The sequence below is a fragment of the Paenibacillus sp. WG02 genome (assembly GCF_055396115.1).
Genome location: NZ_AP036016.1, coordinates 3727837 through 3753880, shown reverse-complemented (window position 1 = coordinate 3753880; position 26044 = coordinate 3727837). Strand labels below are relative to the sequence as shown.

General features: G+C 43.1%; 29 protein-coding genes, 1 tRNA gene and 2 pseudogenes. 14 read left to right on the top strand and 18 right to left on the bottom strand.

Annotation, left to right across the window (positions count from 1 at the left end):
* Nucleotides 1-33: 33 nt before the first annotated feature.
* Both ACBP55_RS16650 and ACBP55_RS16645 read right to left on the bottom strand, forming a co-directional pair.
* Nucleotides 34-1134, bottom strand: a pseudogene (locus tag ACBP55_RS16650) (IS4 family transposase); the annotation flags it as partial.
* A gap of 18 nt (nt 1135-1152) precedes the next feature.
* The gene (locus ACBP55_RS16645) at nt 1153-1356 is read right to left on the bottom strand and encodes a hypothetical protein (RefSeq protein WP_464649654.1); all 204 of its coding nucleotides are present in this window, start codon (nt 1354-1356) and stop codon (nt 1153-1155) included.
* 776 nt (nt 1357-2132) lie between these two features.
* On the opposite strand from ACBP55_RS16645, the gene ACBP55_RS16640 reads away from it, so the two are divergent.
* From ACBP55_RS16640 to ACBP55_RS16630, 3 genes are read left to right on the top strand one after another with little or no spacing between them, the layout of a single operon-like run.
* Nucleotides 2133-2861 (top strand): ABC transporter ATP-binding protein, encoded by a 729-nt coding sequence (locus ACBP55_RS16640; RefSeq protein WP_464652846.1) that lies wholly within the window; start codon nt 2133-2135, stop codon nt 2859-2861.
* Entirely contained in the window at nt 2858-3904 is a 1047-nt protein-coding gene (locus tag ACBP55_RS16635; RefSeq protein ID WP_464652845.1) for an ABC transporter permease, read from the top strand. Before ACBP55_RS16640 ends, ACBP55_RS16635 begins: the two co-directional genes overlap by 4 nt.
* A 22-nt stretch (nt 3905-3926) precedes the next feature.
* Nucleotides 3927-4622 (top strand): TetR/AcrR family transcriptional regulator, encoded by a 696-nt coding sequence (locus tag ACBP55_RS16630; protein ID WP_464652844.1) that lies wholly within the window; start codon nt 3927-3929, stop codon nt 4620-4622.
* An 80-nt stretch (nt 4623-4702) separates the two neighbouring features.
* Here ACBP55_RS16630 and ACBP55_RS16625 read toward each other — a convergent pair.
* Nucleotides 4703-5881 (bottom strand): annotated as a pseudogene (locus ACBP55_RS16625) (MFS transporter); the annotation flags it as partial.
* A gap of 28 nt (nt 5882-5909) precedes the next feature.
* Complete coding sequence (locus tag ACBP55_RS16620; RefSeq protein WP_464652843.1) at nt 5910-7172, bottom strand: MFS transporter; 1263 nt, start codon at nt 7170-7172, stop codon at nt 5910-5912.
* 171 nt (nt 7173-7343) lie between these two features.
* Here ACBP55_RS16620 and ACBP55_RS16615 point away from each other — a divergent pair, with 171 nt between their 5' ends.
* Both ACBP55_RS16615 and ACBP55_RS16610 read left to right on the top strand, forming a co-directional pair.
* Nucleotides 7344-8813 (top strand): aminotransferase class I/II-fold pyridoxal phosphate-dependent enzyme, encoded by a 1470-nt coding sequence (locus tag ACBP55_RS16615; RefSeq protein WP_464652842.1) that lies wholly within the window; start codon nt 7344-7346, stop codon nt 8811-8813.
* Nucleotides 8814-8900: 87 nt separating this feature from the next.
* Entirely contained in the window at nt 8901-9320 is a 420-nt protein-coding gene (locus ACBP55_RS16610) for a DUF1885 family protein (RefSeq protein WP_464652841.1), read from the top strand.
* 61 nt (nt 9321-9381) lie between these two features.
* Here the strand turns inward: ACBP55_RS16610 and ACBP55_RS16605 are convergent, their stop codons facing one another.
* From ACBP55_RS16605 to ACBP55_RS16595, 3 genes are all read right to left on the bottom strand, one after another.
* Entirely contained in the window at nt 9382-9693 is a 312-nt protein-coding gene (locus ACBP55_RS16605) for a DUF1292 domain-containing protein (RefSeq protein ID WP_029196098.1), read from the bottom strand.
* 91 nt (nt 9694-9784) lie between these two features.
* The gene (locus ACBP55_RS16600; RefSeq protein ID WP_029196097.1) at nt 9785-10402 is read right to left on the bottom strand and encodes a copper amine oxidase N-terminal domain-containing protein; all 618 of its coding nucleotides are present in this window, start codon (nt 10400-10402) and stop codon (nt 9785-9787) included.
* 59 nt (nt 10403-10461) lie between these two features.
* Nucleotides 10462-11376, bottom strand: coding sequence for an alpha/beta hydrolase (locus tag ACBP55_RS16595; RefSeq protein WP_464652840.1), 915 nt, complete (start codon nt 11374-11376; stop codon nt 10462-10464).
* 97 nt (nt 11377-11473) lie between these two features.
* Between ACBP55_RS16595 and ACBP55_RS16590 the strand changes: the two genes are divergently transcribed.
* Together ACBP55_RS16590 and ACBP55_RS16585 are read left to right on the top strand one after the other, a co-directional pair.
* Complete coding sequence (locus ACBP55_RS16590) at nt 11474-12226, top strand: MBL fold metallo-hydrolase (protein ID WP_464652839.1); 753 nt, start codon at nt 11474-11476, stop codon at nt 12224-12226.
* Nucleotides 12227-12424: 198 nt separating this feature from the next.
* Complete coding sequence (locus ACBP55_RS16585) at nt 12425-14041, top strand: ATP-binding protein (protein WP_464652838.1); 1617 nt, start codon at nt 12425-12427, stop codon at nt 14039-14041.
* On the opposite strand, the gene ACBP55_RS16580 is transcribed toward ACBP55_RS16585, so the two are convergent.
* Together ACBP55_RS16580 and ACBP55_RS16575 are read right to left on the bottom strand one after the other, a co-directional pair.
* A complete protein-coding gene (locus ACBP55_RS16580) occupies nt 14038-14475 on the bottom strand; it encodes a GNAT family N-acetyltransferase (RefSeq protein ID WP_464652837.1) in 438 nt (145 codons plus the stop codon). The two genes, ACBP55_RS16585 and ACBP55_RS16580, sit on opposite strands and share 4 nt — an antisense overlap.
* A gap of 111 nt (nt 14476-14586) precedes the next feature.
* Nucleotides 14587-15012, bottom strand: a complete 426-nt coding sequence (locus ACBP55_RS16575; RefSeq protein WP_464652836.1) for a divergent PAP2 family protein — start codon at nt 15010-15012, stop codon at nt 14587-14589.
* Nucleotides 15013-15167: 155 nt separating this feature from the next.
* Here ACBP55_RS16575 and ACBP55_RS16570 point away from each other — a divergent pair, with 155 nt between their 5' ends.
* Complete coding sequence (locus tag ACBP55_RS16570) at nt 15168-15599, top strand: CBS domain-containing protein (RefSeq protein WP_464652835.1); 432 nt, start codon at nt 15168-15170, stop codon at nt 15597-15599.
* Here the strand turns inward: ACBP55_RS16570 and ACBP55_RS16565 are convergent.
* From ACBP55_RS16565 to ACBP55_RS16550, 4 genes are read right to left on the bottom strand one after another with little or no spacing between them, the layout of a single operon-like run.
* Complete coding sequence (locus tag ACBP55_RS16565; protein WP_464652834.1) at nt 15568-16779, bottom strand: glycosyltransferase family 39 protein; 1212 nt, start codon at nt 16777-16779, stop codon at nt 15568-15570. The genes ACBP55_RS16570 and ACBP55_RS16565 overlap by 32 nt on opposite strands.
* Nucleotides 16780-16807: 28 nt before the next feature.
* A complete protein-coding gene (locus tag ACBP55_RS16560; protein ID WP_464652833.1) occupies nt 16808-17164 on the bottom strand; it encodes an EamA family transporter in 357 nt (118 codons plus the stop codon).
* On the bottom strand, nt 17161-17505 hold the full coding sequence (locus tag ACBP55_RS16555) for a DUF2304 domain-containing protein (RefSeq protein WP_047672465.1): 345 nt from the start codon (nt 17503-17505) through the stop codon (nt 17161-17163). The genes ACBP55_RS16560 and ACBP55_RS16555 overlap by 4 nt, the downstream gene beginning before the upstream one ends.
* Before the next feature lie 6 nt (nt 17506-17511).
* A complete protein-coding gene (locus tag ACBP55_RS16550; protein WP_464652832.1) occupies nt 17512-18210 on the bottom strand; it encodes a glycosyltransferase family 2 protein in 699 nt (232 codons plus the stop codon).
* 369 nt (nt 18211-18579) lie between these two features.
* Here ACBP55_RS16550 and ACBP55_RS16545 point away from each other — a divergent pair, with 369 nt between their 5' ends.
* Nucleotides 18580-18729, top strand: coding sequence for a hypothetical protein (locus ACBP55_RS16545; protein WP_464652831.1), 150 nt, complete (start codon nt 18580-18582; stop codon nt 18727-18729).
* On the opposite strand, the gene ACBP55_RS16540 is transcribed toward ACBP55_RS16545, so the two are convergent.
* The 4 genes from ACBP55_RS16540 to ACBP55_RS16525 form a co-directional block, all read right to left on the bottom strand.
* Nucleotides 18673-18879: a hypothetical protein gene (locus ACBP55_RS16540; protein ID WP_464653592.1), complete on the bottom strand. Its 207-nt coding sequence runs from the start codon at nt 18877-18879 to the stop codon at nt 18673-18675. The genes ACBP55_RS16545 and ACBP55_RS16540 overlap by 57 nt on opposite strands.
* A 218-nt stretch (nt 18880-19097) precedes the next feature.
* On the bottom strand, nt 19098-19583 hold the full coding sequence (locus ACBP55_RS16535) for a hypothetical protein (RefSeq protein ID WP_464652830.1): 486 nt from the start codon (nt 19581-19583) through the stop codon (nt 19098-19100).
* Nucleotides 19584-19604: 21 nt separating this feature from the next.
* Nucleotides 19605-20156: a superoxide dismutase family protein gene (locus tag ACBP55_RS16530; protein WP_464652829.1), complete on the bottom strand. Its 552-nt coding sequence runs from the start codon at nt 20154-20156 to the stop codon at nt 19605-19607.
* 168 nt (nt 20157-20324) lie between these two features.
* Nucleotides 20325-20651, bottom strand: a complete 327-nt coding sequence (locus ACBP55_RS16525; RefSeq protein WP_464652828.1) for a hypothetical protein — start codon at nt 20649-20651, stop codon at nt 20325-20327.
* 311 nt (nt 20652-20962) lie between these two features.
* Here ACBP55_RS16525 and ACBP55_RS16520 point away from each other — a divergent pair, with 311 nt between their 5' ends.
* The 3 genes from ACBP55_RS16520 to ACBP55_RS16510 all read left to right on the top strand — a co-directional run bounded on the left by ACBP55_RS16520 (nt 20963) and on the right by ACBP55_RS16510 (nt 21960).
* On the top strand, nt 20963-21106 hold the full coding sequence (locus tag ACBP55_RS16520; protein ID WP_154669592.1) for a hypothetical protein: 144 nt from the start codon (nt 20963-20965) through the stop codon (nt 21104-21106).
* Nucleotides 21107-21262: 156 nt separating this feature from the next.
* A complete protein-coding gene (locus ACBP55_RS16515; protein WP_029196083.1) occupies nt 21263-21472 on the top strand; it encodes an alpha/beta-type small acid-soluble spore protein in 210 nt (69 codons plus the stop codon).
* A 197-nt stretch (nt 21473-21669) separates the two neighbouring features.
* Entirely contained in the window at nt 21670-21960 is a 291-nt protein-coding gene (locus tag ACBP55_RS16510; protein WP_029196082.1) for a hypothetical protein, read from the top strand.
* A gap of 160 nt (nt 21961-22120) precedes the next feature.
* Here ACBP55_RS16510 and ACBP55_RS16505 read toward each other — a convergent pair.
* Nucleotides 22121-22193: transfer RNA gene (locus ACBP55_RS16505), tRNA-Val, on the bottom strand.
* A gap of 361 nt (nt 22194-22554) precedes the next feature.
* Between ACBP55_RS16505 and ACBP55_RS16500 the strand changes: the two genes are divergently transcribed.
* Nucleotides 22555-22749, top strand: a complete 195-nt coding sequence (locus ACBP55_RS16500) for a hypothetical protein (RefSeq protein ID WP_029196081.1) — start codon at nt 22555-22557, stop codon at nt 22747-22749.
* Between the two features lie 198 nt (nt 22750-22947).
* Complete coding sequence (locus ACBP55_RS16495; protein ID WP_464652827.1) at nt 22948-26034, top strand: efflux RND transporter permease subunit; 3087 nt, start codon at nt 22948-22950, stop codon at nt 26032-26034.
* Nucleotides 26035-26044 lie beyond the last annotated feature (10 nt).

Below are 26044 nucleotides of genomic sequence, written 5' to 3'. Positions count from 1 at the left end.
ATATCCGCTTAAAAAATGTTCAAGTGAACCGAATTATGCTACTCTGTAGACGAAGCTAACAGCTGATTTATAGCGGATTTTGCGCGTATTCTGCTGCCCTTTGCGAACGGGTCGAATCGGCAAAATGTTTTTGCGAATCAGTGCTTCAACATCAGGCAGGGGTTCATCACCTCTTGAGCGCAGGAAATGTCTACAAACGTGAACGGCGACCGTGAAGTTAACTTGGTATTGGTGCCGTTTATCCATTTGGGAAATGACGACGTGCGAGGTCATCATTTCAGCGAAATTGTACATAATCATTCTTGCGAAAATCTCTTGGATGATGGACTCTCGTCTCTTCGCGTGAAAACTCGTCAGACCGACAGTGTATTTTAATGCTCTAAAAGAGGTTTCAATGCCCCAACGCATGTTATAAATGGACCCCAGTTCCTCGGGTGGGAAATCATCGGCAGAAAGATTCGTAATGACGGTTTCATAAGCTCCACTCGGCAGGACGAAACGAACAACCCGAAAGGAAATCGGGTGAAAAAAGTTCTCATGCAAATCTAAAAAATCAAAGGTAGACGAGGAAGGGACGTACTTGTAAATCTCGGGATGAGCCTTGACCGCTTTTGTTTGTTTTTTGGTGAGTGTCAGATGAAAGTTTCGATCAAATTCTCCGCCAGAGGGCAAACACAAGCCCGAAAGAATACCACTCGAATCCAAATCCTTTACCCGTATGACATAGTTCCATCCTTTGCGTTCAATATGCGCGAAATTGTTGTAACTTTCATAACCTCGATCGGCAATAACAATGGTTTTGCCCTTGATGGGGGAACGGTCGACCATAGTAGCCAGCGCCCTTCCCTCGTTACGCAACCTTCGCGGCTGAACATTGGCATCTACGTACAGTCTGTTGCAGAGGTCATAGGCTGCGTTCAAATGCAGAAGGTTGTAGCCTTTCGTGTTGGGTTGGCTTTGAAAGTAGGTGTCTGTGTCCGCAGGGTCCGTTGCGATATGCAAATCCGAACCATCAATGGCAATTAATCGATACCCTCGGTAGTCCTTGATATCCGTATGCGATTGCGTAAATTTGTGAAACAAGCATTCCACAGCAGACGGCAGGATTTTATTTCTCTGCTGGACAAAAGCAGAAGTGGTTGCGGTATTACGTCATAGCCTTGTGATTCCAAGATCTCCTTGTATAAGCTGTTGCCACCCATGGAGATCAGGAGTCTGCATGACCGTTTCAAAGGGAAGCTTTTTCTTTCGGGTAAAATCTTTTTCAGGGTTTTGGACATAAGGTGCAGGTAGCGCTGACATTTCTCGTATGAGGGATGTCAGCGTTTGTTTTAGCGAATTTGCGTACTCATTCATTGGCGTAACCTCCTCGTTTTTCAAGGGGCTTCGCCACACATTTATACCTACTTGTCAAGTCTTATTTCTCTTTTTCGTGCAAAAAAAAGAGCGGGCTATCTTTTTCGATAACCTGCTCTTTTTCTTGATATTTGGACCTGCGCCTTAACTAAATGACATTGTCCTTATGGGATGCCTTTTTTGCTGTTTGGGGTAAGGCGACGAGTACGAATTACAACAATAGCAGGCTACAACGGGGTTAGAAAGGTGTATTGCTACAAAAAAAATACAACTTGGCCTATCGTCTACTCGGGGATTTTCAATTGGTGGGCACCCAACATGTGGCGGATGCCCCACTGCTAGATGCAAATTAAAGTTTCTCGAATTGATGCATGTTCAAAGTATTGATTGTGGTTGCCTGATTGGCCCGAGTGCTCCGAATGTGCGATTCCGACTAGAGATTATCCCTTGCCCACCGAACTGTTGTACTTTGTGCAACAATCCGGCGGTTACTTTGGACAAATTGGCTTTTTGTTGTACCGCGTACAACATTTTGGTGGGAATCGCTTAGAAATAGGCGTTTTAAGCTCAAATTGTTGTACGAAATACAACAATAGCAGGCTACAACAGGGTGAGGAAGGTGTATTGTTGCACAAAATACAACTTGGACTATCGTGTACTTAAAAATATTTTCCATAAATGAGTGATTACTCACTTCACAACTATCATAAGATAGCGTATGATGAGTACATCAACAAAAATGAGTGATTACTCACTCCTGAAAGAGGTGCAACTTTATGACAACGGACATATCTATTCAAGTGCATGGTGTAAGCAAGCAATTTGATGAAAAGATTGTTCTGGACGACATTACTCTGGGTGTACCGAGAGCACAAATTTTCGGATTGCTTGGCCCTTCTGGATCAGGGAAAACAACACTTGTACGTTTGATTGCCGGCATCGATGTCCCCACTTCTGGGACCGTTCATGTGCTCGGGGAGCAGATGCCCCAGTTAGCCATGCTGTCTAAAATCGGTTACATGGCGCAATCAGATGCCCTTTATGCAGAATTAACCGCTCAGGAGAATTTGGAGTTTTTCGCATCTTTGTATGGGTTAACGGGAACAAAACGCAAGCAGCGCATCCATGACGTCATGGAGCTAGTTGATCTAGGAGCTCACTTGAAGAAGCAGGTTTCCAACTATTCTGGAGGAATGAAGCGTCGTTTATCACTCGCTATCTCTTTTCTGCATGAGCCAGGCATTCTTATTCTCGATGAGCCTACGGTGGGAATTGACCCCGTCCTGCGGAAATCAATTTGGCAAGAGTTAACGAATCTCAGTCGGCAGGGCACAACGATTCTCATGACCACCCACGTGATGGACGAAGCTGACAAATGTCATCAGCTTGGGATGATCCGTGACGGCAGACTCACAGCGGTAGGAACACCAGATGAGTTGAAACTGGCTACTTCCTCCGCAACGATTGAAGACGCATTCTTATATTATGGAGGTGTCAAGCAATGAGAATTCGAGCGATTGTGATCCGTATTTTACGCCAGTTCTTTCACGATAAACGAACGTTAATGATGATGCTTGTAGCTCCGATGCTAATTCTTTTTATGATGTCATTGGTTTTTAACGGCAACACCTATGTCCCTAAACTAGGCGCTGTTAATCTCCCTGCTCCAATCATTCAAAAACTGCAGGATCAAAATGCTGAAGTAAAGGTCTACACAGCTGAAGAAGCCCAGACTGAGCTAGAAGCCGTGCATCTAGATGCCATCATCTCGATGAATGGGGCTGCGCCGCAAGTGACGTTGGAAGGAAGTGACCCCAGCAAAAATAAAGCTGTGCTTTTCTTGCTGCAAAAAGCAATCCAAAGCGTCGTTCCAGTGAGCTCCAACGCTAACTCCAGCTCTAATTTACAAGCGCCTACCATCACCTATTTGCATGGCTCATCGGATATGGCGGCCTTTGACAATTTCGGTCCGGTCCTCATAGGGTTTTTCGTCTTTTTCTTCGTCTTCCTGCTCTCTGGCGTTTCCTTCTTGAGAGAACGAACCGGCGGAACTTTAGAACGCCTGTTGGCTACACCGCTTCGTCGGTGGGAAATCGTTGTCGGCTATATTCTAGGCTTCGGAATATTTACAACACTTCAAGCAACGCTCATTGCATGGTTCGCCACAAGTGTGCTGGGGCTAATGATGGTTGGCTCTTTCTGGTATGTTTTGCTGATCACGGTCCTGCTCGCGTTGGCTGCGTTATCACTTGGAACGCTGATATCTGCTTTTGCTAACAATGAATTCCAGATGATTCAGTTCATTCCGCTTATTATCGTACCCCAGGTGTTCTTCTCAGGCTTGTTCAGCCTCGATACGATGTCGGTATACCTTCGCTGGATCGGTGTCATTATGCCGCTTAAATACGGAGCAGATGCCCTACGGAATATTATGATCCGCGGTGCAGGTTGGGATCGCATTTGGTTGGATGTTCTCGTATTAGCCGCATTCACGATCTGCTTCATGATCTTAAACATAGTGGCACTTAGGAAGCACCGTAAGATATAATGGTAGGATGTCCTAAGTCGCAATGCCAGTTTTGCTAAATAAAGAGGTGAACACATTGTCCCAAGTCGAGCCATGGTTAACAGAGCTTCTCCGTCTAAATGACGAAGATGAGAAGATGACCGATAAACAGCTGAAAATTGTTCAAGCGGCCGTAGAAATTTTTTCTGAGAAAGGGTTTGCAGGCTCCTCGACCAGTGAAATTGCCCAAAAAGCTGGCGTAGCGGAAGGTACCATCTTCCGTCACTATAAAACGAAAAAAGAACTGCTGCTCTCCATCGTTGCCCCCATCATGACGAAGCTTATTGCGCCGTTTGCTGTGAAGGATTTTACCAAGGTGCTGGAAGCTGATTATCCTGATGTTGAACAATTTTTGCGCGCCATCCTTGTGAACCGATTAGAATTCGCCCGCAAAAATTTTCCGATTATCAAAATTTTCATGCATGAAATCCCCTTTCATCCCGAGCTGCGCGAGCAATTTAAGGAAACTGTCGCTGTATTAGTGCTCGAAAAAGCTTATAAAGCCATTCGACATTTTCAAGATGAGGGTCAAATCATTAAACTCCCTGAAGCTGCGACTATGCGACTTATTGTATCAACGATATTTGGTTTCCTCATTACTCGATTTTTGTTGATACCGGATGCCGAATGGGATGAATCCCAAGAAATCGAGTACACGATTAACTTCATCATGCACGGCTTATCGCCTCGCAAGCCGTAGCTTCCGTTGCACAGAAAAAAGCTGCACACCAGATTTCCCCCACCCATCGGGAAGCTAGTGTACAGCTATTTTTCATCTTGTCAGACGGTTTGCTGCTGCGCCCGCGTCTGACGATCTATAAGCACGAAGCGCTGCAGCAGCAGGATCGCTGCTAAGCAGAGCACGCCGCCGATAATGAACGGCAGCGAATGCGCGATGGCGAATACCGCTCCACCAAGGAGCGGGCCTGCAATGCGCCCCAGACTGTCCATAGAGGAGCTGAGGCCAGTCGCGACGCCTTGACCTACTTTCGTGCGCTGTGTAATCAGCGACGTCACACACGGGCGTATGAGGGCGTTACCTGCGCCGAAGACCGAAAGGTAAATCGCAGCGGTCACCACGCTGCTCGAGATCAGCAGCAGGAAGAAACCTGCGGCGGATAACAATAATCCAATGCCGATCACGCGCTGCTCGGCTCCTTGTTTGACCAAGCGGCGGACAACGCCTCCTTGGATTAAGGCGCCAACAATACCGCTGGCTAAGAACATCATGCCGATATCGAATGGCGTTGCGCCAATCTTGCCCATTTGGTAATACTGAAGCGTCGCTTCCAACCCTGCCAATGTGAAGGATACGAAGAATGATAACACATAGAGGTACTTCGATGCCCCCTCGAAAGCAGTCCATCTAGATGGAGCTTTCTCCTTCACGGAGGTACGTTTGTCTACGGACAGTGATTCTTTCAGTATAGCAAATGCAAAAATAAAGGATGCAAGTGCGAGTCCAGATGCTGCAAAGAATGGAAGGTATGTCCCCCAGCGGCTTAAAATCCCTCCAATAGCTGGACCGAAGATAAAGCCTAACCCAATCGACATCCCTACCATCCCCATGCCTTTGGTCCGATTCTCAGCGGTTGTAATATCAGCTACATAAGCCACTGCGCAGGCCGTTGCCGCTCCTGAGAATAATCCGCCCAAGATGCGAGATACGTACATTACCCACAGATTGCCGCCTGCGAATCCAAATATCAAAAAGCTAACGCTAAACCCAAGCAGACCAATTAAGATAATCGGTCTTCGTCCGATGCGATCCGATAGTCCTCCCCAAATCGGGGACATGAGAAAAGAGGCTGCGGAATAGACCGACAATAGCAGCGCGTTATGATATTCAGCGCCTGCACCTTTAACAATTTCCGGCATTACAGGAATGATGATCCCGAAACCTACGAATATAGTCATCAATAACAGCATGATGATTCCGATCTGTTTATTCATGATGCTTCTATTCCTCCAAACGAATCATTTTCCCCTATCGTACCATACCTTTTTTGGGGATGGAAATGAACATTTGAAGAACAAGCAGCACGACCAGCACAAGGCCGCTCATCAAGAATGGCGTATGATAGCCATACACGTCCCAAAGCTTTCCAGAAACGATCGGCCCAATGATCATCCCCAGTCCTTCAATCGTTAGGAAGAACCCCCAAACTGCGCCTCGTTTGTCCGGTGGAATGGCTGATGCAATGAGCGCATTCCAAGATGGAATGATAAATGCATAGCCCGCACCAAGCACAGCAACTAACACATAGAGCAGCACCATGGACTTCGCGAAGGTAAACAGCAGAAGGGCAGAAGCGCTTAGCATACAACCTGTCACCAAAAATGGACGAATGCCTAGACGATCAACCAATTTCCCCATCGGAACTAAGAAAATGACCGTAACAGCTCCGCCCGCAATTAGAAACATACTGTACTGAAAAGATGTAAGCTTCAATACCTCTTTGGCATAGAGTGTGAGAATGGGTGTTAATATACCAAGAGCGAACGTTTGCAGGAACATCGCAGGGAATAACAGCGGGCTAACAGACATGGAGCGCCGTACTTCAGTTAGATATGTTTTTATCCGCTCCCAGAGCGGTTTTGCTGCAGTTCGGGTAGAAACCAGAGCTTTCTCCGTTCTGCCCGCTCCATCCGTTCTTAGTACGCCACTCTTTCTTGGCAGCATGAGCGCAACAAGCACAACAACCGTCATACAGCCGATCAATAATCGAAATCCAGTGCTGTAGTTATTTTCTCCTACGAAAAAGTTAATAGCTACCGGTCCCAGTCCAACGCCAGAGAGCCAAGCCATATAGACAACGCTCATGATCGTGGCTTTACCTTCGTCGCCGGCCACTTCCGTCGTTCCTGTGATCACACAGGGCCATAATGGCGCCGTACCAAAGCCAAGCAGCGCACATCCTAAGATCATCCACATATATTGAGTAGTCGTTGCAATTAGAATGACCGAAACAAATGTCAGGAGCACACCGGTAAGCATGGTTGTTCGGTAACCCAGCTTATCAATAATCCAACCAACAGGTGTACGAAGTACATTATCACCAATATATTGAGCAGCAAGCGTCCAGCCAATAATAAATGTGGATGCACCTATTGTCGTTTTCATATAGACCGGTAAAATCGTTAAAAGTAAGGCTCCCTTCACAAATTCGACGACAAACATAATAATTAACAATTCGATCACAAATGGGGAAAATAAGCGATTATTCCGCCATTTTTGCATCCAAACCATAAGATTTCTCCTTATTTTGGCGTATTTTAACAAGTTGCTGTTAGTTTTACCTGAACTTGCACAAACTATTTTGAAAAAATTAGCTTGCATGAAATCTCTATTTTGATATACTCATTTTGTTTGTTGCAATGTTCGACAAACAATCCACGATAGAAGGGAAGCGATAATCAGGTGGATCATACCCGTACCCCCCTGTTCACTGCACTGCTCACACATGCTGAGAAAAATCCAATTCAATTCCATATTCCAGGCCATAAAAAAGGAGTCGGCATGGACCCGGAGTTCCGTTCCTTTATTGGGGACAACGCGCTGTCTATCGACCTCATCAATATAGCACCGCTGGATGATCTACATCAACCAATGGGCGTGATTGAAGAAGCTCAGAAGCTTGCTGCAGACGCCTATGGTGCGGATCACACATTCTTCTCCGTACAAGGGACAAGCGGCGCCATTATGACAATGATTATGACCGTTTGTTCGGAAGGCGATAAAATTATTGTACCGCGGAATGTACATAAATCTGTCTTGGCCGCGATTATTTTCGTAGGCGCTAAGCCCGTGTTCATCCAACCTGCCCGCGATAAAAACTTAGGTATTGATCACGGAATTCCTACGCGTTCTGTTCGCCGTGCACTCGAAAAGCATCCGGATGCCAAAGCTGTTCTGGTCATTAATCCGACCTACTACGGCGTATGTACCAATCTTAAAGAAATTGTAGACCTTGTTCACAGCTATAACATGCCTGTCCTTGTCGATGAAGCTCATGGCGTGCTCATTCATTTCCATGATAAATTGCCGATGTCCGCAATGGAAGCCGGAACCGATATGGCCGCAACCAGCGTGCATAAGCTTGGTGGTTCAATGACGCAAAGCTCAGTCCTCAACGTGAAAGGGAATCGTGTTAATCCAAAGCGAATCCAAACCATTATTTCAATGCTTACGACAACTTCAACTTCCTATATATTGTTAGCCTCTTTAGATACTGCACGCAGACATCTGGCGTTAAATGGTCAAGCAATGGCCGAACGCACGATAGAACTTGCTCAGTACACAAGAAAACAGATCAACGAAATCAGTAACCTCTACTGCTTCGGAGAAGAGATACTGGGTGAAGAAGCGACTTACACTTATGATCCGACGAAAATATGCGTTCACGTACGTAAGCTTGGCATCACTGGCTTCGAGGTCGAGAACTGGCTGCGCGATCATTACAATATTGAAGTCGAAATGAGCGACATGTACAACATCCTGTGTCTTATAACGCCGGGTGATACCCAAGAAAATGTAGACACGTTACTGGAAGCCTTACGCGAGCTCTCTCATATGAATGATGATGTCGTTGAGGTGAAGGAAGTTGTCATCAAGGTTCCTGCGATTCCTCAATTAACCTTAACACCTCGGGACGCTTTCTATGGCGAGACCGAAATACTTCCGTTCAAAGACGCCGCGGACCGTATCATTGCCGAATTCATTTACGTGTACCCGCCAGGCATTCCCATTTTGCTTCCAGGTGAAGTGATAACCCAAGAGCTTATTGATTACATTGTGGAGCATGTCGAGGTTGGGTTGCCTGTTAAAGGACCTGAGGACCGCAGCGTTCAAAACGTGAAGGTTATCGTTGAGACACAAGCGATTTTCTAGTATCCGCTTCGAGCGGTGTATATATTGTAAAACCGTTTACATGATGCTATGATGTTGGTGATGTTTAGCGAATGAGGTGAACAAGGAATGGCTCAAAGCGCTTATATTAAATTCGTAACAGGATCCGCAGTTGCTGCACTCACCTTGGATGAACTAAAGGAAAGACTGCTGCATTATCGTGATCAACTCAGTCAGACGGCCAAGCAGCTTGGCTGGGAGTATGACGAGGCCGGATTCCCTTATACCATTGAGACAAAGCCGGAAGGCGAAGGCAAATGGTTCTACCTGAAAGGTATCAATCCTTTATACAAATATATTGTGATTGGTGTTGGGAATGAGCACAACCAGGAGAAGGAGCAGCATTATGTGCAAGTCGTGTTGCCCGACGACGCCACGCATGGCGACAAAAGCAAGGGCAATGAATTCTGCAAATACCTTAGTAAACTGCTGAAAGCTGAACTTCATCTATTCAACGGCAGAATCATGTATTTCAATCCTAGAAAATGAATGTTTGCAAACAGAAACCCCCTAACAGATTATTCTGCTAGGGGGTTCTTATGTATAGCTCTTAGTCTTCGCCTTCTTGAGCTACGATCTCATTGTAAATAGTCACTACACGTTCCCACTCTTCTTCATCTTCAATGTTGACAAGGAAGGCATCGTCATCCTCTTCTTCAACACGGAAAATAACTCCGTCAGCCTCAGGATCGTTGCGATCGAGCAAAACAGCATAAGCCTGCTCTTGAGATTGGAAGGTGTATACCATCACCATCTCATGCTCTTCACCGTTCTCGTCCGTTACGATAAAAACATCTTCCCCTTGCTCGTGATCGTGGTCACAGTCCGGGCCGTGTACATGATCATGCTTATCATCGCTCACAGGCAGAACCTCATTTCGTCGAATAATTAGTTACTTAATTATCCTAACATTTTCATAATAAGAGGTCAAACCACTTTCGAGCTTGCTTTTCCTACTCGGATTGAATCTGCTTCTCTGAGACGACTGAATAGTCGTTAGAACCATCTTGCTTCATAGCAAATTTAACGACATACGTACCCGCCTCATTAAAGGAAACGCCATACAAAGGTACCTTCAGCCAAAATGATTCTTTGGATTCTGAGATAGATTTCACAACCGGTGTAATAACGCTCTTCCCGCTTGGTGATACCACAGAAACCCTTACAGAATTAATGCTTGCCTTCAAATTATCGACTTGTGCAAAAACGATGAAATCTGCTTCTTTGCCGCGCTCTACAACACCAAAAGGAACAATAGCGGAGTCTTTACGCACCTCAGTCGTAAAAAACATGTGCACATTTGGTTTATATAAGTAGGCAGTCTTATTTGAGTTATCCCATTTCACCAATGCTTGCAGCGCATCACTTACTGCGCGCAGCGGCAGAACAGTTTTACCTTCAACAATAAGTGGCGGAACATCTGAATCCCCGAATTCCGCTGTCTGATCATTAACGATTAGTCGGGCAATATTATTACCTTTAAAGTCCCCCCATATCGATGAAGCCACCACTGCAGCCGTACTTAGAACAAAAAACATCAGCATCAACGCTAATATCCGTTGAACTTTCATTCGCGTAACCTCCAGCTCTTGTTAGTAATCTTTGTGTCTGCATCTTTATACTCCATTGGTTAAGAAGAGTTGCGATGATTTTTTAATTTTGATAAAAAAGCTAGAACACGTTGTGTATAGGCTTCCGGTTGCATCTGATAGGAGCCGACATGCCCCGCTTTTTGCGTTATCCAAAGTTCAAATGCATCCGGATGGCGGCTCCACATTCCTTCACTATTGGACCAAGGAATAGCCTCATCATCGCGACTATGTATAAATAGAATCGGCCTAGGATAAATGTGATCTACCGCAGCAAGCGCATCAACGCGATGTGGGTTGATACCAATTAATCTAGGTAAAATAAGTAGAATTAGAGGTGTAAAAGGAAAACGCGGTAGATTAGACCATACAGGCAAATTGTCCTTTAAGTAAGGACTAAGCTGACTAAAAGCGCTATCTGTTATGACTCCTAGCACAGCCCTTTCTTCGGCAGCTGCTAAGATGGACGTACTGCCGCCCATTGAAAAGCCAATCAAGCAAATGTCACTGGGAACGTGCTCCTGAACCCAGTCGATAGCACCGAGTACATCTTGCTGTTCCAAAAAGCCAACCGTCGTTATTTTCCCCTCTGAATTCCCTGAATTCCGAAAATCAAACATAAGTACATGATATCCTGCTTCGACAATAGATTTAGCCAAGGCCAACGCCGGAAGCCCTTTTTCTAGACGTGTCCCGGCATACCCATGGCACATAATAACGGTTATTGGACTAGTATCCGTTGGAACATAAGGAGACTTCAAAAACCATCCATCTAAACAAACATCTCTCGTTCGGCTTGGGAATGTAATATTCTCCCTATGTAACCCATAGTTGTCAGGCGAGTCATCAACAGGCTTTCTTTGCGGATGTGTGAGCTGCCAGCCTACATAGACCGATATACCTATTAGAACCAGACAGACTAGAACGAACAAAATACTGATAATCATCCAAATCATGAAGGAATCAACACCTTTTAATTAATGGTTGAAATTCCGCAACCTCCCATGCTACATTAGAAAAAGATGGTTTTTGTCGAACAATGGAGGCTGCTGAATGAGTTTGCAAATTCAAATGTTGGGAACCGGCAGTGCGTTTGCCAAAACATTTTACAATACGAGCGCATTAATCCGTTCTAATGAAATGAACATCCTCATCGATTGCGGGGCAACAACGCCAAGATCGCTGCATGACATCGGTGTACAGCCTGACCAAATTGATGGTATCCTCATTTCACACATTCATGCCGATCATGTAGGCGGATTAGAAGAAATTGCCTTTCGATTGTTATACCAATATAAGAATAAGAAAACAAAGCTTTTCGTAACAGAACCGCTAGCAGGAGTCCTTTGGGAAAACACGCTAAAAGGCGGTATGTATAATCCCACAGAAGGCTTCAGCAGACTAGAGGATTATTTCGAAGTCATCCATATCGAAGAAAATGTTCCTACTAACATCCTACCTGGGCTGACCATTGAATTTATATCCACTCTTCATATACCACATAAGCTTAACTACTCACTTTTTATCAATGGCCGAACGTTCTATAGTGCTGACACCCAATTTAATGAGGAACTTCTCGTTCAAGAAATTGTTACCAAAAGAAACTGTCACACCATTTTACACGATTGTCAACTTAGCGGGAACGGTTTTATTCATGCAACATTGGAAGAACTTCTTAGCTTGCCTGACTATGTACAGGAGCGAATCTATTTGATGCATTATGACGATGATATGATGAATTTTGTAGGGAAAACAGGCCGTATGACTTTCATCCATCAACATGAAGTGATTGAAATTCCAGAATAATTATTTTACGATCAGAACCTAGGGATGTAATGTCCTTCAGGTTTTTTTTTGATAAAAAGCGTGTTACTTTTCAATTTTGTTTACTTTTGTTAGAAGGATTTAGTGAATAGACAGAGAACATGTCACAAGGTGTGAGAACCTCATGGGGGTCATTCAACGATAAGCGACAGCGTTTAGTTACATTCAGGAGATGATATAGTGTTTATCAATTGGATTTTTTATGTCTATGCTCTTGTTTTTTGTCTATACACAACTATTTTGCATACTGCACTTAACATACCTTTACTTGTTGTTGGATTAGTCCTTTACATCGCCAGTCTAAGGTTTTCCATGCAGCATGCGGCAATCCCTTGGGTTCGTTTACTTTTCATTGGATTTTTACATTACATCGGTCATTCGAATTTTTGTCTTCCTCTGTACATACTAACACTTTCCTTCGATATTTATAAAGAAGAAAGCCGCAAAAAATCTTGGTTGTTAGCTGCGTCTTATGCACTGATCTATATTTGCAATGTTTATCTCATTATTGGTTTTTCCAGCAAGAGCTTGCTATGGATTTATGCGCTTAACAGCATACTTGATTTTACCGCAGTAGCCTTATTCACACGAGCAGCCTATTCTACCATTAGACAAGCTGATTCCTTAAGAAATGAACGATATTCATACGCGCAAAAGGATTCGCTAACAGGCTTATATAATTACGAAGAGTCCCATCGCAGATTGGAACAATACATACAGCAAAAGCAAAGTTTAGTCCTTATTCTTATTGATTGTACGGATCTGAAGGCAATGAATACAACTCGCGGGTTTCAAGCGGGGAATTTTATTTTGAAGCAAATGGCTGACCTCCTGCAAATCTTGTTTAAAGAAGCCCTCTTTATTGCAAGATACGGTGGTGATGAGTTCGCTGTCGTTATGCCGATTAATCCAGAGCAAGATTCTACCTCATCTTTCAAGTTAAAGCTGGATTCCGAACTTCCTAAATTAACTGGCATTCAAATCACCTATGGCATTGCTAATTATCCGTTAGAGGGTTTGACGAAGGATGATCTCATTTTATTAGCAGAGCATAACTTGTTTATGAAGAAGCGTGAATCCTGGTTAAAGCGCGAAGAGCATATGCTGAGATCGGAAAAGCTGAGAGTCGTCGGTGAGCTTGCTTCCGGGATGGCGCATGAAATTCGAAATCCGTTGACAACGGTAAAGGGATTTTTGCAAATCTCAAAAGCAAATGGTTACAATATTGAAAATTGGTATGCGATGATCATGGATGAAATTGATCGGATGAGTGACTTAACAGCAGAATTCCTCCAATTCTCAAAGCCCCATCGCATTGATTTCCAGGTCGATTCTCTCCATGAGTGTGTACTCAAGGTTCTTGCCTTAATGGAATCTGAAGCTACTCGTTTCGGTCACGAGATTCATTATCAAGAATGGATGGATCCGATCCTTGTATGGATGGACCAAGATAAAATGATACAGTTATTGCTTAATATTATTAAAAATGCTTGCGAAGCTATGGTAGAAAACGGCACTATCCACATGCAATTAAGCCGCGATCCGAAGAACGCGACTTTAATTATTGCAGATAACGGCCCGGGTATTCCAAGTGAGCAGCTGGAGAAAATCTTCCATCCCTTCTTCACGACGAAAGCTACCGGTACCGGACTTGGTTTATCCATTTGCTACAAAATTGTTCAAGATCACAACGGGACCTTGGAAGTTGAGAGCGAACTAGGGAAAGGGACTCGATTTATTATCACCTTCCCATTAGTTGAAGAACATTCACAGAATGAAAAAACCGCTTTTCTTTAAAGCGGTTTTTTCATTCTGACATGGAGGATACCAGCATCATAAAAAGGTTCATCCGAGATGACTTTATAGCCAAGTTGGCTATAAAAGCCCTCCGCTTGACATTGAGCGTCGAGGATCGCAAAGGTACAATGTTTTTCGCGGGCTTGCTGCTCCATCGCAAGAATCATTTGTTTACCTAGGGATCGACCTCTATATTCTTTCAGAACCGCTACCCTCTGCAGTTTAGCCGTCTTAGGTTGATATTCATACCAACGAGCAGCTGCCACAGGTTGATCTCCATCTAACATAAGAAAATGATGGCACGCTTCAGGTGATTCATCTTTTTCATCAATTTCCTCGTGCTCAGGTACTTGCTGTTCTTCAACGAACACTTTGAATCGCACGCTAAAACAAGCTTGTAATTGATCTTTCGTTGTGACTCGAATAATTTCCATGTGAACTTCTTCCTTTCTAAGAACATTTCTTGATCTTATCCCATTCAAGAAAAGTTGTCCACATGTACCGTTGATCCTATTTCTTATTTTCCAGCATATAACTAAAAGCACCTATGGCAATACCCAGAAGAGTCCTCCCACAACTTCTCTCGGCAAATGACCTAATCGTTCCTTTAAGGCTTTACGTCTTCGTTCATGGTACAAACCTGGATGCTGTTTAGCCAACCTTTCAACTTGCTCATCCAGATCATTCACTTCAATCGCAATCTCTCCAGCTGCCCGTCGGATCCCCATTGCATCATACATGACGACCGCTCCGAAAACCGAGCTCACGGCAAAATCGATTGCAGAAATGCCTCTTTTCATTGCTATATAAGTTGCAAGCGCAGATACACCCGAGGAGTGTGAGCTAGGCATCCCTCCTGTTTGTGTCAGCTGTGACAGATCCCACTTTCCAGTTTTCAAATAGAAAAGCGGCAATTTCATTGCTTGTGCAGTACCAATTCCAATCATTGCTGTTGTTAATGCTCGATTCATAACTTTCACCTCACATCTAGCATCCATCACAGGTTTAGATTCTATTCGAAAAGTTTGATACAATAGAAACGTTGAAGAAAGTTTTCCTACGGAAAACTCAAGCTTATGCTTACGAAGAAAGTTTTCCTACGGAAAACTCTAAGGAGTGTTAATAAATGAATATTGCTTTTTTCCTTTTGCCTAAATCCGAAGTTATCACAACGACATTGCAAGCAACGCTTCGTCAAACATTAGAACGTATGGAATATCACCGTTATACAGCTGTGCCTATTCTTTCCGATGATGGTCTTTATGTTGGTACGGTTACCGAAGGCGATCTTTTGTGGTTTCTTAAAAATTCAGACGGAATTGGCTTCGAACATGCTCACCGCCATATATTGGCCGAGGTTCCTCTGCGTGTACAAAATAAACCGGTTCATATTCATGCCGATATGGTCGATCTTATCGATTTGGCCAAAGTACAAAACTTCGTTCCGATTGTAGATGATTCCGATAAATTCATCGGGATCGTTCGTCGAAGCGAGATTATCGAATACTGCGCGAAGCAGCTCGAGTTTAAATCCCCCTCCGCTGCAGGAGAGAGGTAGTCCAAGCGCTATGAAGTAAGGTGATGACTTGTGTAATCAAATAGGCGCTGCCCAGCATCAGAAAGGGAAGCATACCATACACATAGCGATCAACCGGAATAAATACCATATGGACGCCTAAAAATATGAGAAATGCCACGGTTAAATATTGAATCGAGGGCTTGCGAAAGCTGAAAATGATCATCGTTAAGCTGCCTGCAGCAATTAAGAAAGTGTGCAATTGTGTTAATGCATTCGCATACCAAGCAGGGACAGAAAATGGATAAGGTCCCACCCACATCGTTTTAAAAAAGACAAGTAATTTTCCGATTGTCATCCATTTCATCCATAACAACGGTTCCAGGGCCAAACCTGTTTTTATCCGTCGCAGACCTTCAGCGAACTGATGATGTGAATCGATATGATCCCAATCGATTGTTCCTCGGAAGTAGGGGTCCGTTCCTCCAAGGAACGGGTTGCCCGCTTCTCCTTTGGCGATAAAAATAAAAGAATGAAAAGTCATCCAATTCCGAATCCACCAAGGCATCATCATACAGGCAAACGACGCAGCTGCAAGTAATCCATAGGCTGCGTCTATTTTCTTCGTTCTGACCCAAAGAAACATATAAGGAATCACAGCTAAGGGAAGTACATTCGGACGAATAAGGACGCAAAGCCCAAGCAAAGCTCCCATCCATAGATGATCCCGCCATTTGTTATCCTGAATGATACGCACCTGCATATAGAGCAGAGCCGTAAAAACAGTCAAGAAAGGAACCTCCGTTAAGATAAGTGAAGTTGACCATACGTAGGAAGGATACACCGCGGCAAAAGCGCTGGCGATTAGTCCTGTTATGGGGTCAAACAGCCTTTTTCCAATCAGAAATAAGAATAGAATCGCGCCTAGTGAAATGAAGCAGTTTAGGATACGAACGATCATTAATGCCGGCTCCAGTTGTTCATAACCTGTAAGGCTAAATACTGCCGCTAAGAGCAGCGGAAATCCGGGTGTCACGAGTGAATTAGGCACAGTATCACGATAGGCGAATATGCCTTTTTCAAGCAATTGAATGGCAGTCTTCGTGTACTCTAATTGATCCCACTCTAGCGGTGGGTATTCAGCTTCAAGCACATAATGTAAGCGTATATACAAAGCAGCAGCCATCAGCAGCAGCAAACCAAGCCAAACTCCGCGTTTCATAAGTCCATACTCTCCTTATTTGACTAACCTATCTAGCTAACAGGAAGGCGCCTCCAACTAAGAAGAGCAGCCCTATCCACTGCGATGATGTGAACGTCTCCTTTAATACCAACCAACCGAACAACGCGCCCAGTACATACGCAATTGATTGGAGCGGATAAACACGACTTAGATCAAATCGGCTAAGAGCATAGAACCATATCACAGTAGCAATGCCATACAGTAAGCATCCCACAAGAATATAAGGCTGCATCAGTACAGTTCCTAAATTATGAATCCCTGTTAATGGCGTTCGATTGAGCGCAATTTTCCATATAATTTGACCACAAACCAGTAAACATACATTTAGGAATACAATGAGAATCGGAGCTGTCATCCCTTTCATTCTGATCCCTTCCCTCGTAATTGTTCCTGCAGCAGTGCAACTTCCTGTATCAATCGGGTTAATTTGCGATGAAGTTTAGAGATAACTAGCGTTAAATGCATGATAAACACAAGGGAAAATAACAATCCCACCAGAAAAAGCAAAGAAGGTGCGTAGTAGATATGCATTCTATGCGATACCTGATCCAATAAGCTTGGAAACACACTAAACAACGCCATGATAAATCCTAGTACTAGCCAGAGAATGGCGTACTGCTCCTGTAGTTTTTGCCTACGAATAAGCTCTACGGAAATGAAAATAAACACTAAACAAAAAGAGATTGCCCAAACATACACATTCACGAATCATCAACTCACATTACGAATTCTTGTCATACATACAGCAAGAGATACTTTAACCATATAGTACAGCGATTTCAGAGGGGTGATGGACGAATGTCCCGCTTTCCTCTCATGCATTAAGACGGATACTTCTTTCAGTCTGAAATGCTGCCGCTCCAGTAAAACGATAGCTTCTACTTCTGGATAATCCTCCGGGTAATACCTGGCAAATAGCTCAATGATAGAACGGTTCACAGCTCTAAAACCCGATGTAGGGTCAGTGAAGGTCTTACCAATCATCCAACTAATCATCCAGGTAAAAAAGAAAATGCCCAATCGTCGATTCCAAGCTGAACGATACGCGGTCTTCACCAGAAAGCGAGAGCCGATGCAGCAATCCACATGCCCATTTAAAATTGGTTCCATGATTTGACGCAACGCTTTTGGATCATGTTGACCATCTGCGTCGATCTGAATAGCGATATCATAGCCATTCCTTAGTGCGTACATGTATCCTGTTTGCATTGCGCCCCCAATGCCAAGATTGACTGGCAAATCGACTACCGCCGCATCCTGTAACGCGCGGGCAACCGCTGAGGTACGATCCGTGGAACCATCATTGATGATGACAATATCCATATCAGGCTGCTCTCGTTTTATGGAAGCCACCACGCCTGCTACCGTTTTTTCTTCGTTATAAGCCGGAATAATGGCAAGTGTCTTCATTAGGTCATTCTTTCCCTCCCTAAAAACATCCATTCTTAACCATTTCTATTCCCAAGCATACCCGCTTCTCCATCTGATTAAACCAAATTGGAAGAAGGCAGACGGATAGGTCCCGACTTAAAGAGACAAACTAAAAGGAAAACTTTGCTTGGAAAGGAAGGATATCCTTGGATCATATTTGTGATACCACTGTGATTCGGGAAGAGATCAATTTATTCGATTTTTACCTCAAAAAAAAAGAATGGGGAATGGATCCCATCCTTCCGATCATCGAAGCAGCAAGTAACCATTATATAGCATTAAATCCAAATATAGAGTCCATACACCTGCTAATGAGCGGCCTTATGTGGATATGAAAATAAAGCAAATGTGGATCCTTTGGACTTTGGGTTGGATGATCGAGCGCAATACTTTGGAACAGTAAAAGAAGAATGGAAAACGTGGCAATCCCTTTATCATGAGCTAGAGTTTCACGTGAATATCCAAGTGAAACTTGATGGCGTAGGGGTCATTAAGTAATGGGGAAGTTTCAAGCGATGGGTCGACAGTGCCATTACGCTCAACTTCATCTTGTTGATTTTTTTTGTTTTGTTGATCTTGAAGTTCTTGCCATTGTATTGGCTGAATGCCAAGTTGACTCATGACGTGATTAATATCTATTTCTCTCACGATTCCAACACCCCATCCATGGTTTGTACTCTTTCTTTTTGTCTACACTTTACTTTATCGGTCATCCTGCCATCTGTAAATATGGACATATTGTCGAATCGCCTAAAAAATCAATAAACCTTTTATTAAGTTCACTTAATGAATAAAGTTAGCATTCGACAAAAAAGACAAAAGAGCTGTTTCTTGCGGCTCTTTTGCCTTTTCATTGACATATTCGACTATTGTACTTGTCCATTCGACGCCGCTCTGGATGAAACAAATTCGCTCGCCCAATCTACCATACCATTCATTAAGGTAAGTATTAGATTAACCGCATCTTTCTCTGTTAACGTACCATTGGACTGACTGCTTACATATTGAGACGTTTTTTGTTCTAATTTTTCAACGAGATCCTTAATTTTCAATAAATCATTGGCTAAGTCTGTTACTTGTTGACCGTTCGCGTCTCCTTGACCAGCCCTTTTACTTTGATTCTGGTTCTGGTTCTGGTTCTGATCTTGGGCTTGCCCCTGCGCTTGTTGATTAGAGTCAGAGGCTTGCTGGTCACTGCTACTATTATTAAACTGTTGCTGCCCTTGGTTTCCTTGTGAGCTTTGAGAGCTGTTAATCAACATCTTCTTTACTTGCTCTAGCTCGATGAGCACCATATCATTTTGTTTCGTGAGTTCATCCATTTGCAGCTTGAGATCCTGTGTCTTAATCATGTTGTCAGACAGCTCCTTCCTTTATTTCACAGCACCACATGCAATTCGTTTACCCGAATTACCGGTTGGATCTGTCTTCAGATCATCTTCTTTCTCATGAATGACCAGACTAGTCCCCCCTTGTTTTAGCAATGAATTCGGCTTGTCTAGAAGCAGCACTGCAGACTTTGTAACGGCACTAAACTTTCCATTCCCCTGTGCATCCACAACCAAATTGGGGAGATCCCCTGCATGAAAGCCTTTAGGATTGTGAAAGCCATGTTCCTTCTTAAATGGATTGAAGTGGGCTCCTGCCGAATCAAAATTAGGGGCTTCACAGATTGCTTTTTCGTGAAAGTGCAAGCCATGTTTGCCTGGTGTCAGCCCGCTAACCTCCAGATCAATTTGAACGCCATCCTGAACAGATGTTAAATGGGCAGTCCCTATGGGTTGGCCGCTCGAACCGATGAGCGAGAATTGCAGCTCTGATGGTGGTGAGGCAGCTTCTGATGTTACCGTGCTCTTCACACTTTGGCATGCGGTAAGTACAAACAATCCCAGACTGGCAGTCATGATGATCTTCATTGATTTCATACTGGTGATATCCTCCCGAATACTTGGCTTTTACATAATCTACCCTTAGGATGCACAACTGCATTACACTGTAACCGCATTAAAAGAACAAATTTTTCATCATTAGCGTTCTATAGCAAAAAGCCTGCAATCTCTAGATTGCAGACTTGATTCATTTCATAAATTTCCTTATAAAATCGTCATGAGTTTCGCGATGATTTGTAGATTCTCTAGCTTCCTCTTGTAGAAATGGAACTCAACCTTCGTATGCTCGACGGCGTCTTCCATCCGCAAAACTTGCTGCTGTAAATCTTTGGTGTAAGGCCACATTTCCGCTTGTCGTTGAAGCTCGTTTTTCCCTGTAACCATACCATCCCCAATAACTTCACATTCTTTGGCTAGAAACTGATGCTTCGCCCATGCCAATTCCGATACCGCATCCACATAGATGGCTTCTGCTTGTTTAAGCAGCTCCGGTACAAGTTGTAACTCCAAAATAACATCCGACCGATTCATTCGGATTCCTCCTAAGAGTTTTCGTAAGAAAACTAACTTCGTAAGCATAAGCTCAGCTTAGCAAATCTTGAACTTTTGCTGCTTCGCCTCATGTATATTCATAGAAAAAATAAAACATGCTTAATCGTGCAATCAGGCGAAAACAAAGCATTTTCTAGCAGAATACGACTTAAGTTGCTATTCAAATTCCACAAGGAATGACAAACAGATAAAGGTTACATTAAATCTATCATTTTCCCTATTGCCCTACTTGTTTAGCCTGCTAGAAGCAGCTAAGATGATACTATACGTATCGGAGGAGGTGACAACAAATGAGCCAAGAAGAAGAAGTTGTATCCCAAAATGAAGAAGAAATCGCCGAAGAGTCCACCGAAGAAGTGGTGAGCGAAGAGGTGTCTGAAGAAGTTGCAGAAGCTGCTGCTGCGGAAGAAAGCACGGAATCCGAAGAGGAATAATCATTCTAATTATATAATCCCCCCAGCCTACTGGTTGGGGGTTTATTGATATTTGGAAGACGATAAAAAAACTTGTAAATTTTTTAAAATTTCGTGAATAAATAATCTGAACATTCAAATAATACTGGTGTACCAAAAAAAAGGAGATGATTATGAATGGCTAGAAACAACACTTTAGTCGTACAACAAGCAAAGGCAGCATTGGATCAACTGAAGTATGAAGTCGCTCAGGAAATTGGTGTCCCTCTCTCCCCTACTGGTTACAACGGTAATTTGGCAACACGTGATGCTGGTGCAATTGGTGGCAACATCACGAAGCGATTAGTGCAAATAGCTGAGCAACAACTATCCAGCTTCAAACGCTAATCCTTTGATGTAGGAGCAAGCAAAAAAAGACTGATTCACTCGATCCTCCTTAGAGTGAAAATCAGTCTTTTCTTTTTTTCCTTCGAAATGATCATGTATTTCTTCAATTTCCTCACCAGTTTCCAGGGAAGTATTCTATTCTTAAAATAGTTCTAGTATGATTACGTTGTCCATTATCCGATAAAGGAGTGTTTACCTTGACTGAACAATATGAAATATTCCGTGATCCCTACCGCATGCTCATTCTTTTGGCCACATTAGTTAGTGAACAAAAAGGCGAAAAAGCTCTCCAATTTGACAATGTACCGTATTTCGAGAATGATACGTTCCTCATCCAAAACGAAAAGTTTGTCTACAAAAAAATCCCCACCGAAATCACCTGGTTTCAATTCCTAGGCAGAGACATTGCCTGCAATAAAGACTATACCCGCGAGGAATATAACAAAATGTTCGTTGATTGCCTTGCTTCCCTATACAACATTCGATAATACATACACGGGGGCTGCAAAGTGCAGCCTCTTTTTTATTTGCATTGAGAACCATAAAAAAACGCCATCTATCGGAATCATCCGATTAGAATAGCGTTTCAAAGCACAAGAAATATGAGAAAAAAGAAAAAGCCCTTACCATGTAAGGACTTCCTCGGTATGACCTGTAGTGGGCTCGAACCACTGACCCCTACCCTGTCAAGATAGTGCTCTCCCAGCTGAGCTAACAAGTCGTTTTTTGAGGACAATTAGTAATATACCAAGGATTTAAGTGATTGTCAACAGATGGTTCTCATACTTATTTACGCCAATAACGGAACAGCTTTTGGAAAAATGGAAGCGTTCCTCGTTTCTTTTTGGACCTGGGAATGTAAGATATGTTCGCCTGTGAACCGTGAAATAACTCGTCATTCCTGGGGAGCAGGATGGAAAGTTCTTCCTTTGAGACACCTTGTGCAGTCATGTAATGGTCAACCTTCCCGCTCAATCTTGACACTACTGTACCATACTTATGAGCTTGTTTGATAGTGGGGCTTTCATCTTGGCTTAATTTATGGTAACTTGATGAAAGTAGATCTTGGGAGGAACAAGGAAATGACGAAACAACAGCATCGATGGAATTTACGTTTGAAGAGCAGTAATGTATATTTGGGAACTGTGTATCTAGGGGATCCGCTTCCAGAAGTTGAAGATGTCATCATGATTGGTGAAAAGAAATATACGATCCTAGAGCTTGGAAGTAACCGTGACGCAAGTGACGTGTTTGTAGAAGAAGTGAAAAAGAAATAAGGGTTGAGATTTGAAGGCTCTTTTTCTAAAATTAATATGATTACTGAATCCCGTCCTCCATAGGACGGGATTCTTTGATTTTCCACGATACATACATCCCAAAAACCAACAGGATAAAAAAACCAAAAGCCAAGATGAACAATCTGGGCAAAAACGAAGTCCTTCAAGTTATAAGGCAAATTTGAAAGGAGTTTCAAAATGAAGAAACTGATTGAAGCTGCCATGCAGCGTGCCACGATCATCATTATTTGTATCGTGCTCATTATAGCTTGGGGGGCCGCCTCCGCTTTTCAAATGCAGCGTGATTACTTACCGGGAATCAACAACACAACACTCATGGTTTCTCTGCGCGCACCAGCATATCAAGCGGAACAAATGAAGAAGGATATTACCTCAAAGCTTGAAGATGCGATTCGTACATCAGATGGATTAACGAATGTAGAAACCACCTCATATGATGGAGGTTTACTCATGAACCTCTATTTCCCCATGAGTTTTGATATGAGTAAAGCAGAAAATGAAATTAAGCAAGCATTAAACAATGTGGATCTACCTAGCGGTGTGGCCAAGCCTGCAGTTACTCGTGTTACGACAAGTTCGTTTCCAATACTAAGCTACAGTTTGATCTCCAAAAGCGCACAAGTTGATGACCTCACGCTTCGATCTAAGATTCAAACGGATATTGTCAATCATTTAAAATCAGTACCTGGTGTAGCTGATGTAAGAACAGTCGGCGGAGCTAATAATGGATATGTCATCACAGTCCGAATGAAAGACTTAATGAGCAGTGGAATGACCATGGATGACTTCAACCAATCCATTACAACTTCACTACCGAACTGGTCTAAAGGTAACATTGCCAATGTAAGAGCATCTATCCCTGTTGTTATTGAAAGTTGGAATCTCAGTGATCAAGAAATAGGGAGTATTCAGATCAAAAATAAACAAGGAAAATCCGTTGCCCTATCGGCAGTAGCAGATATTTCCCATTCCTTAACCGATGTGAAAACCATTTCTCGAACGGATGGAAAAGCAAGCGTGTTACTCGATGTTTTAAAAACGCCGTCTGCCAGCATCACCGATGTTGCACAAAAAGTTAGAGATCGCGCTTCGCAGATTACATCCGTTAAAAACGGAGATGTCGCGCTAAATTTGTTAGTAGACAGAGAACATGATCTCAATTCCTCTTTGAAAGGATTAGTTCATGAAGGGCTATGGGGCTGCTTGTTCTCCATGCTGTGCGTGTTATTCTTCTTCCGAAATATTCGATCTACCCTTTTAATTGCGATATCCTTACCTATCTCTCTATTAGCAACAACAGCCATTTTGAAATCTATGGGAGTAACGCTTAATATTTTAACGATATCAGGGCTTATCGTTGCTATGGGAAGAATCGTCGATGATGCCATTGTTATTTTAGACAACATGTATCGTAAAGTTCAAGATAATAAAGATAAACCTGTCATAGGAACGCTTGTTGCGGCAGTGAACGAGATGTTGCCAGCGATTTTTGCTTCTACAGCAACAACAATTGCTGTCTATGTTCCGATAGCCTTAGTAGGCGGCATTATTGGTGCTTCTTATTCAGGATTCGCATGGTCAGTTGTCATTGCACTTGTAGTATCCTTCCTAGTAGCCATGTTAGTGATACCATCTCTTGCATTTCTAGGCTGGAAAGGACTAAATACGAAAGCCGTAACTCTTGAGCCCGTAATGAAACCCGTATTACTTTTGGCGTTGAAACGAAAGAAAACGGTTATCACTGCTTCCCTTGTTTTATTTGTAGCCGCGGCATTTTTTGCCACGCAGCTTCCGATTAATTTGTTACCCAGCGCTAAATCAGGCCAAGTAGCCATTAAGATCGAACTGCCTAAGGGTAGTTCTCTTTCGGAGGTAGATTCAGAAGTGAAGAAAGTGGAGGACGTACTTCGAAATCATTCAAATGTGGCCTCATTTTCTGCTACATTCGGTTCCAATTTTACTCCGCAAGCTGACGATGTTTTTGATGCAGGTGGTGGTTTTATACAGCTGCCGAATGTGGGTAACTTATCTGTAGTACTAAAAGATAAGAATCAATTGGATGCTTTTATCCAAGCTGAGCAGAAAGAACTAGAGGCTATATCCAGCAAAGCCGCATTTACGGTCACAAACCAAAACATTGCCGGTGACGATTCTCAAATGAAAATAATGCTTAGCGGAGCCGATCAACAAACACTCGAAACCGCTGCGCAGTTAGTTCGTACTAAGCTTGCTAATGTAACTGGTCTGAGCGTGAATGGGAAAACAGATCTAACCGGTGGAATTCCTAAATTTGCAGTAACATTAAATCGGGATAAAATCGAACAAACAGGCGTCAAACTAGATGATATTAATAAGACTTTGGCCCTCTATATGACGAGAGCTAAAGATTTTGACATTCCTACTGCTAGCGGAAGTACGGGTGTCGATGTCTACATCGATCCGATTAAAACGAAGGATGCAAATACTTCAAAAATAAGCGAGTCTAAGGATGTAATAGCTTCCCTAGCAGCGGAGTCTTTTTCTACAAAAGATGGTCAACAAATAAGATTGGATCAACTAGCAAGTATTCATGAAAATAATGCTGCGTCTTCTATTCAAGAACGTGATGGAGAACCTCTTGCCGTTGTGATTACTCAGATCATCTCGAAAGATGTTAGCAGAGTCTCAAATGATGTCGATAACACGTTAAAAAGCATTCAATTGCCAAATGGAGTCACCTATTCACTTGGCGGCATTTCTGAGCAAGTAAAGCAAATGATTGTTGAAATTTCCATTGCAGTTGCTGTATCCATTTTACTTGTTCTGCTTATCACTAGTTTTGTCTTCAAAGGGTGGAAAGCACCGTTTGCGGTTCTATTAAGCATTCCTCTTGCCTTAAGCGGCGTCGTAATTTCTCTTTATCTCATTCACGGTGAGTGGAACCTCGCTGCACTAATCGGTCTTTTGATGCTAATAGGAATCGTAGTAACGAATGGAATCGTCATGATTGATAAGATTGAACGGAATCGTAGATTTGGCATTGAATTGAGAGATGCGGTACTCCATGGCAGTTTATCTAGGGTCCGCCCCATTTTCATGACTGCAGGTACAACAGTACTTACACTTGTGCCATTGGCGCTATCACAGAGTGCTGATACTGTTATCTCACAAACACTCGGCATTGTTGTCATTGGCGGGATGATCACTTCAACGCTAAATAGTTTCATGGTTATTCCAATTATTTATGAATGGATGCAAGGTAAGAAAAAGACAAAAACGAACTAAAAGAATAATT

Coding starts and splice junctions, on each gene's coding strand:
- ACBP55_RS16645 (WP_464649654.1), bottom strand. CDS start 1,356: ATGAATGAGTACGCAAATTCGCTAAAACAAACGCTGACATCCCTCATA.
- ACBP55_RS16640 (WP_464652846.1), top strand. CDS start 2,133: ATGACAACGGACATATCTATTCAAGTGCATGGTGTAAGCAAGCAATTT.
- ACBP55_RS16635 (WP_464652845.1), top strand. CDS start 2,858: ATGAGAATTCGAGCGATTGTGATCCGTATTTTACGCCAGTTCTTTCAC.
- ACBP55_RS16630 (WP_464652844.1), top strand. CDS start 3,927: ATGCCAGTTTTGCTAAATAAAGAGGTGAACACATTGTCCCAAGTCGAG.
- ACBP55_RS16620 (WP_464652843.1), bottom strand. CDS start 7,172: ATGGTTTGGATGCAAAAATGGCGGAATAATCGCTTATTTTCCCCATTT.
- ACBP55_RS16610 (WP_464652841.1), top strand. CDS start 8,901: ATGGCTCAAAGCGCTTATATTAAATTCGTAACAGGATCCGCAGTTGCT.
- ACBP55_RS16600 (WP_029196097.1), bottom strand. CDS start 10,402: ATGAAAGTTCAACGGATATTAGCGTTGATGCTGATGTTTTTTGTTCTA.
- ACBP55_RS16595 (WP_464652840.1), bottom strand. CDS start 11,376: ATGATTTGGATGATTATCAGTATTTTGTTCGTTCTAGTCTGTCTGGTT.
- ACBP55_RS16590 (WP_464652839.1), top strand. CDS start 11,474: ATGAGTTTGCAAATTCAAATGTTGGGAACCGGCAGTGCGTTTGCCAAA.
- ACBP55_RS16580 (WP_464652837.1), bottom strand. CDS start 14,475: ATGGAAATTATTCGAGTCACAACGAAAGATCAATTACAAGCTTGTTTT.
- ACBP55_RS16575 (WP_464652836.1), bottom strand. CDS start 15,012: ATGAATCGAGCATTAACAACAGCAATGATTGGAATTGGTACTGCACAA.
- ACBP55_RS16570 (WP_464652835.1), top strand. CDS start 15,168: ATGAATATTGCTTTTTTCCTTTTGCCTAAATCCGAAGTTATCACAACG.
- ACBP55_RS16565 (WP_464652834.1), bottom strand. CDS start 16,779: ATGAAACGCGGAGTTTGGCTTGGTTTGCTGCTGCTGATGGCTGCTGCT.
- ACBP55_RS16560 (WP_464652833.1), bottom strand. CDS start 17,164: ATGAAAGGGATGACAGCTCCGATTCTCATTGTATTCCTAAATGTATGT.
- ACBP55_RS16550 (WP_464652832.1), bottom strand. CDS start 18,210: ATGAAGACACTTGCCATTATTCCGGCTTATAACGAAGAAAAAACGGTA.
- ACBP55_RS16535 (WP_464652830.1), bottom strand. CDS start 19,583: ATGATTAAGACACAGGATCTCAAGCTGCAAATGGATGAACTCACGAAA.
- ACBP55_RS16530 (WP_464652829.1), bottom strand. CDS start 20,156: ATGAAATCAATGAAGATCATCATGACTGCCAGTCTGGGATTGTTTGTA.
- ACBP55_RS16525 (WP_464652828.1), bottom strand. CDS start 20,651: ATGAATCGGTCGGATGTTATTTTGGAGTTACAACTTGTACCGGAGCTG.
- ACBP55_RS16520 (WP_154669592.1), top strand. CDS start 20,963: ATGAGCCAAGAAGAAGAAGTTGTATCCCAAAATGAAGAAGAAATCGCC.
- ACBP55_RS16515 (WP_029196083.1), top strand. CDS start 21,263: ATGGCTAGAAACAACACTTTAGTCGTACAACAAGCAAAGGCAGCATTG.
- ACBP55_RS16500 (WP_029196081.1), top strand. CDS start 22,555: ATGACGAAACAACAGCATCGATGGAATTTACGTTTGAAGAGCAGTAAT.
- ACBP55_RS16495 (WP_464652827.1), top strand. CDS start 22,948: ATGAAGAAACTGATTGAAGCTGCCATGCAGCGTGCCACGATCATCATT.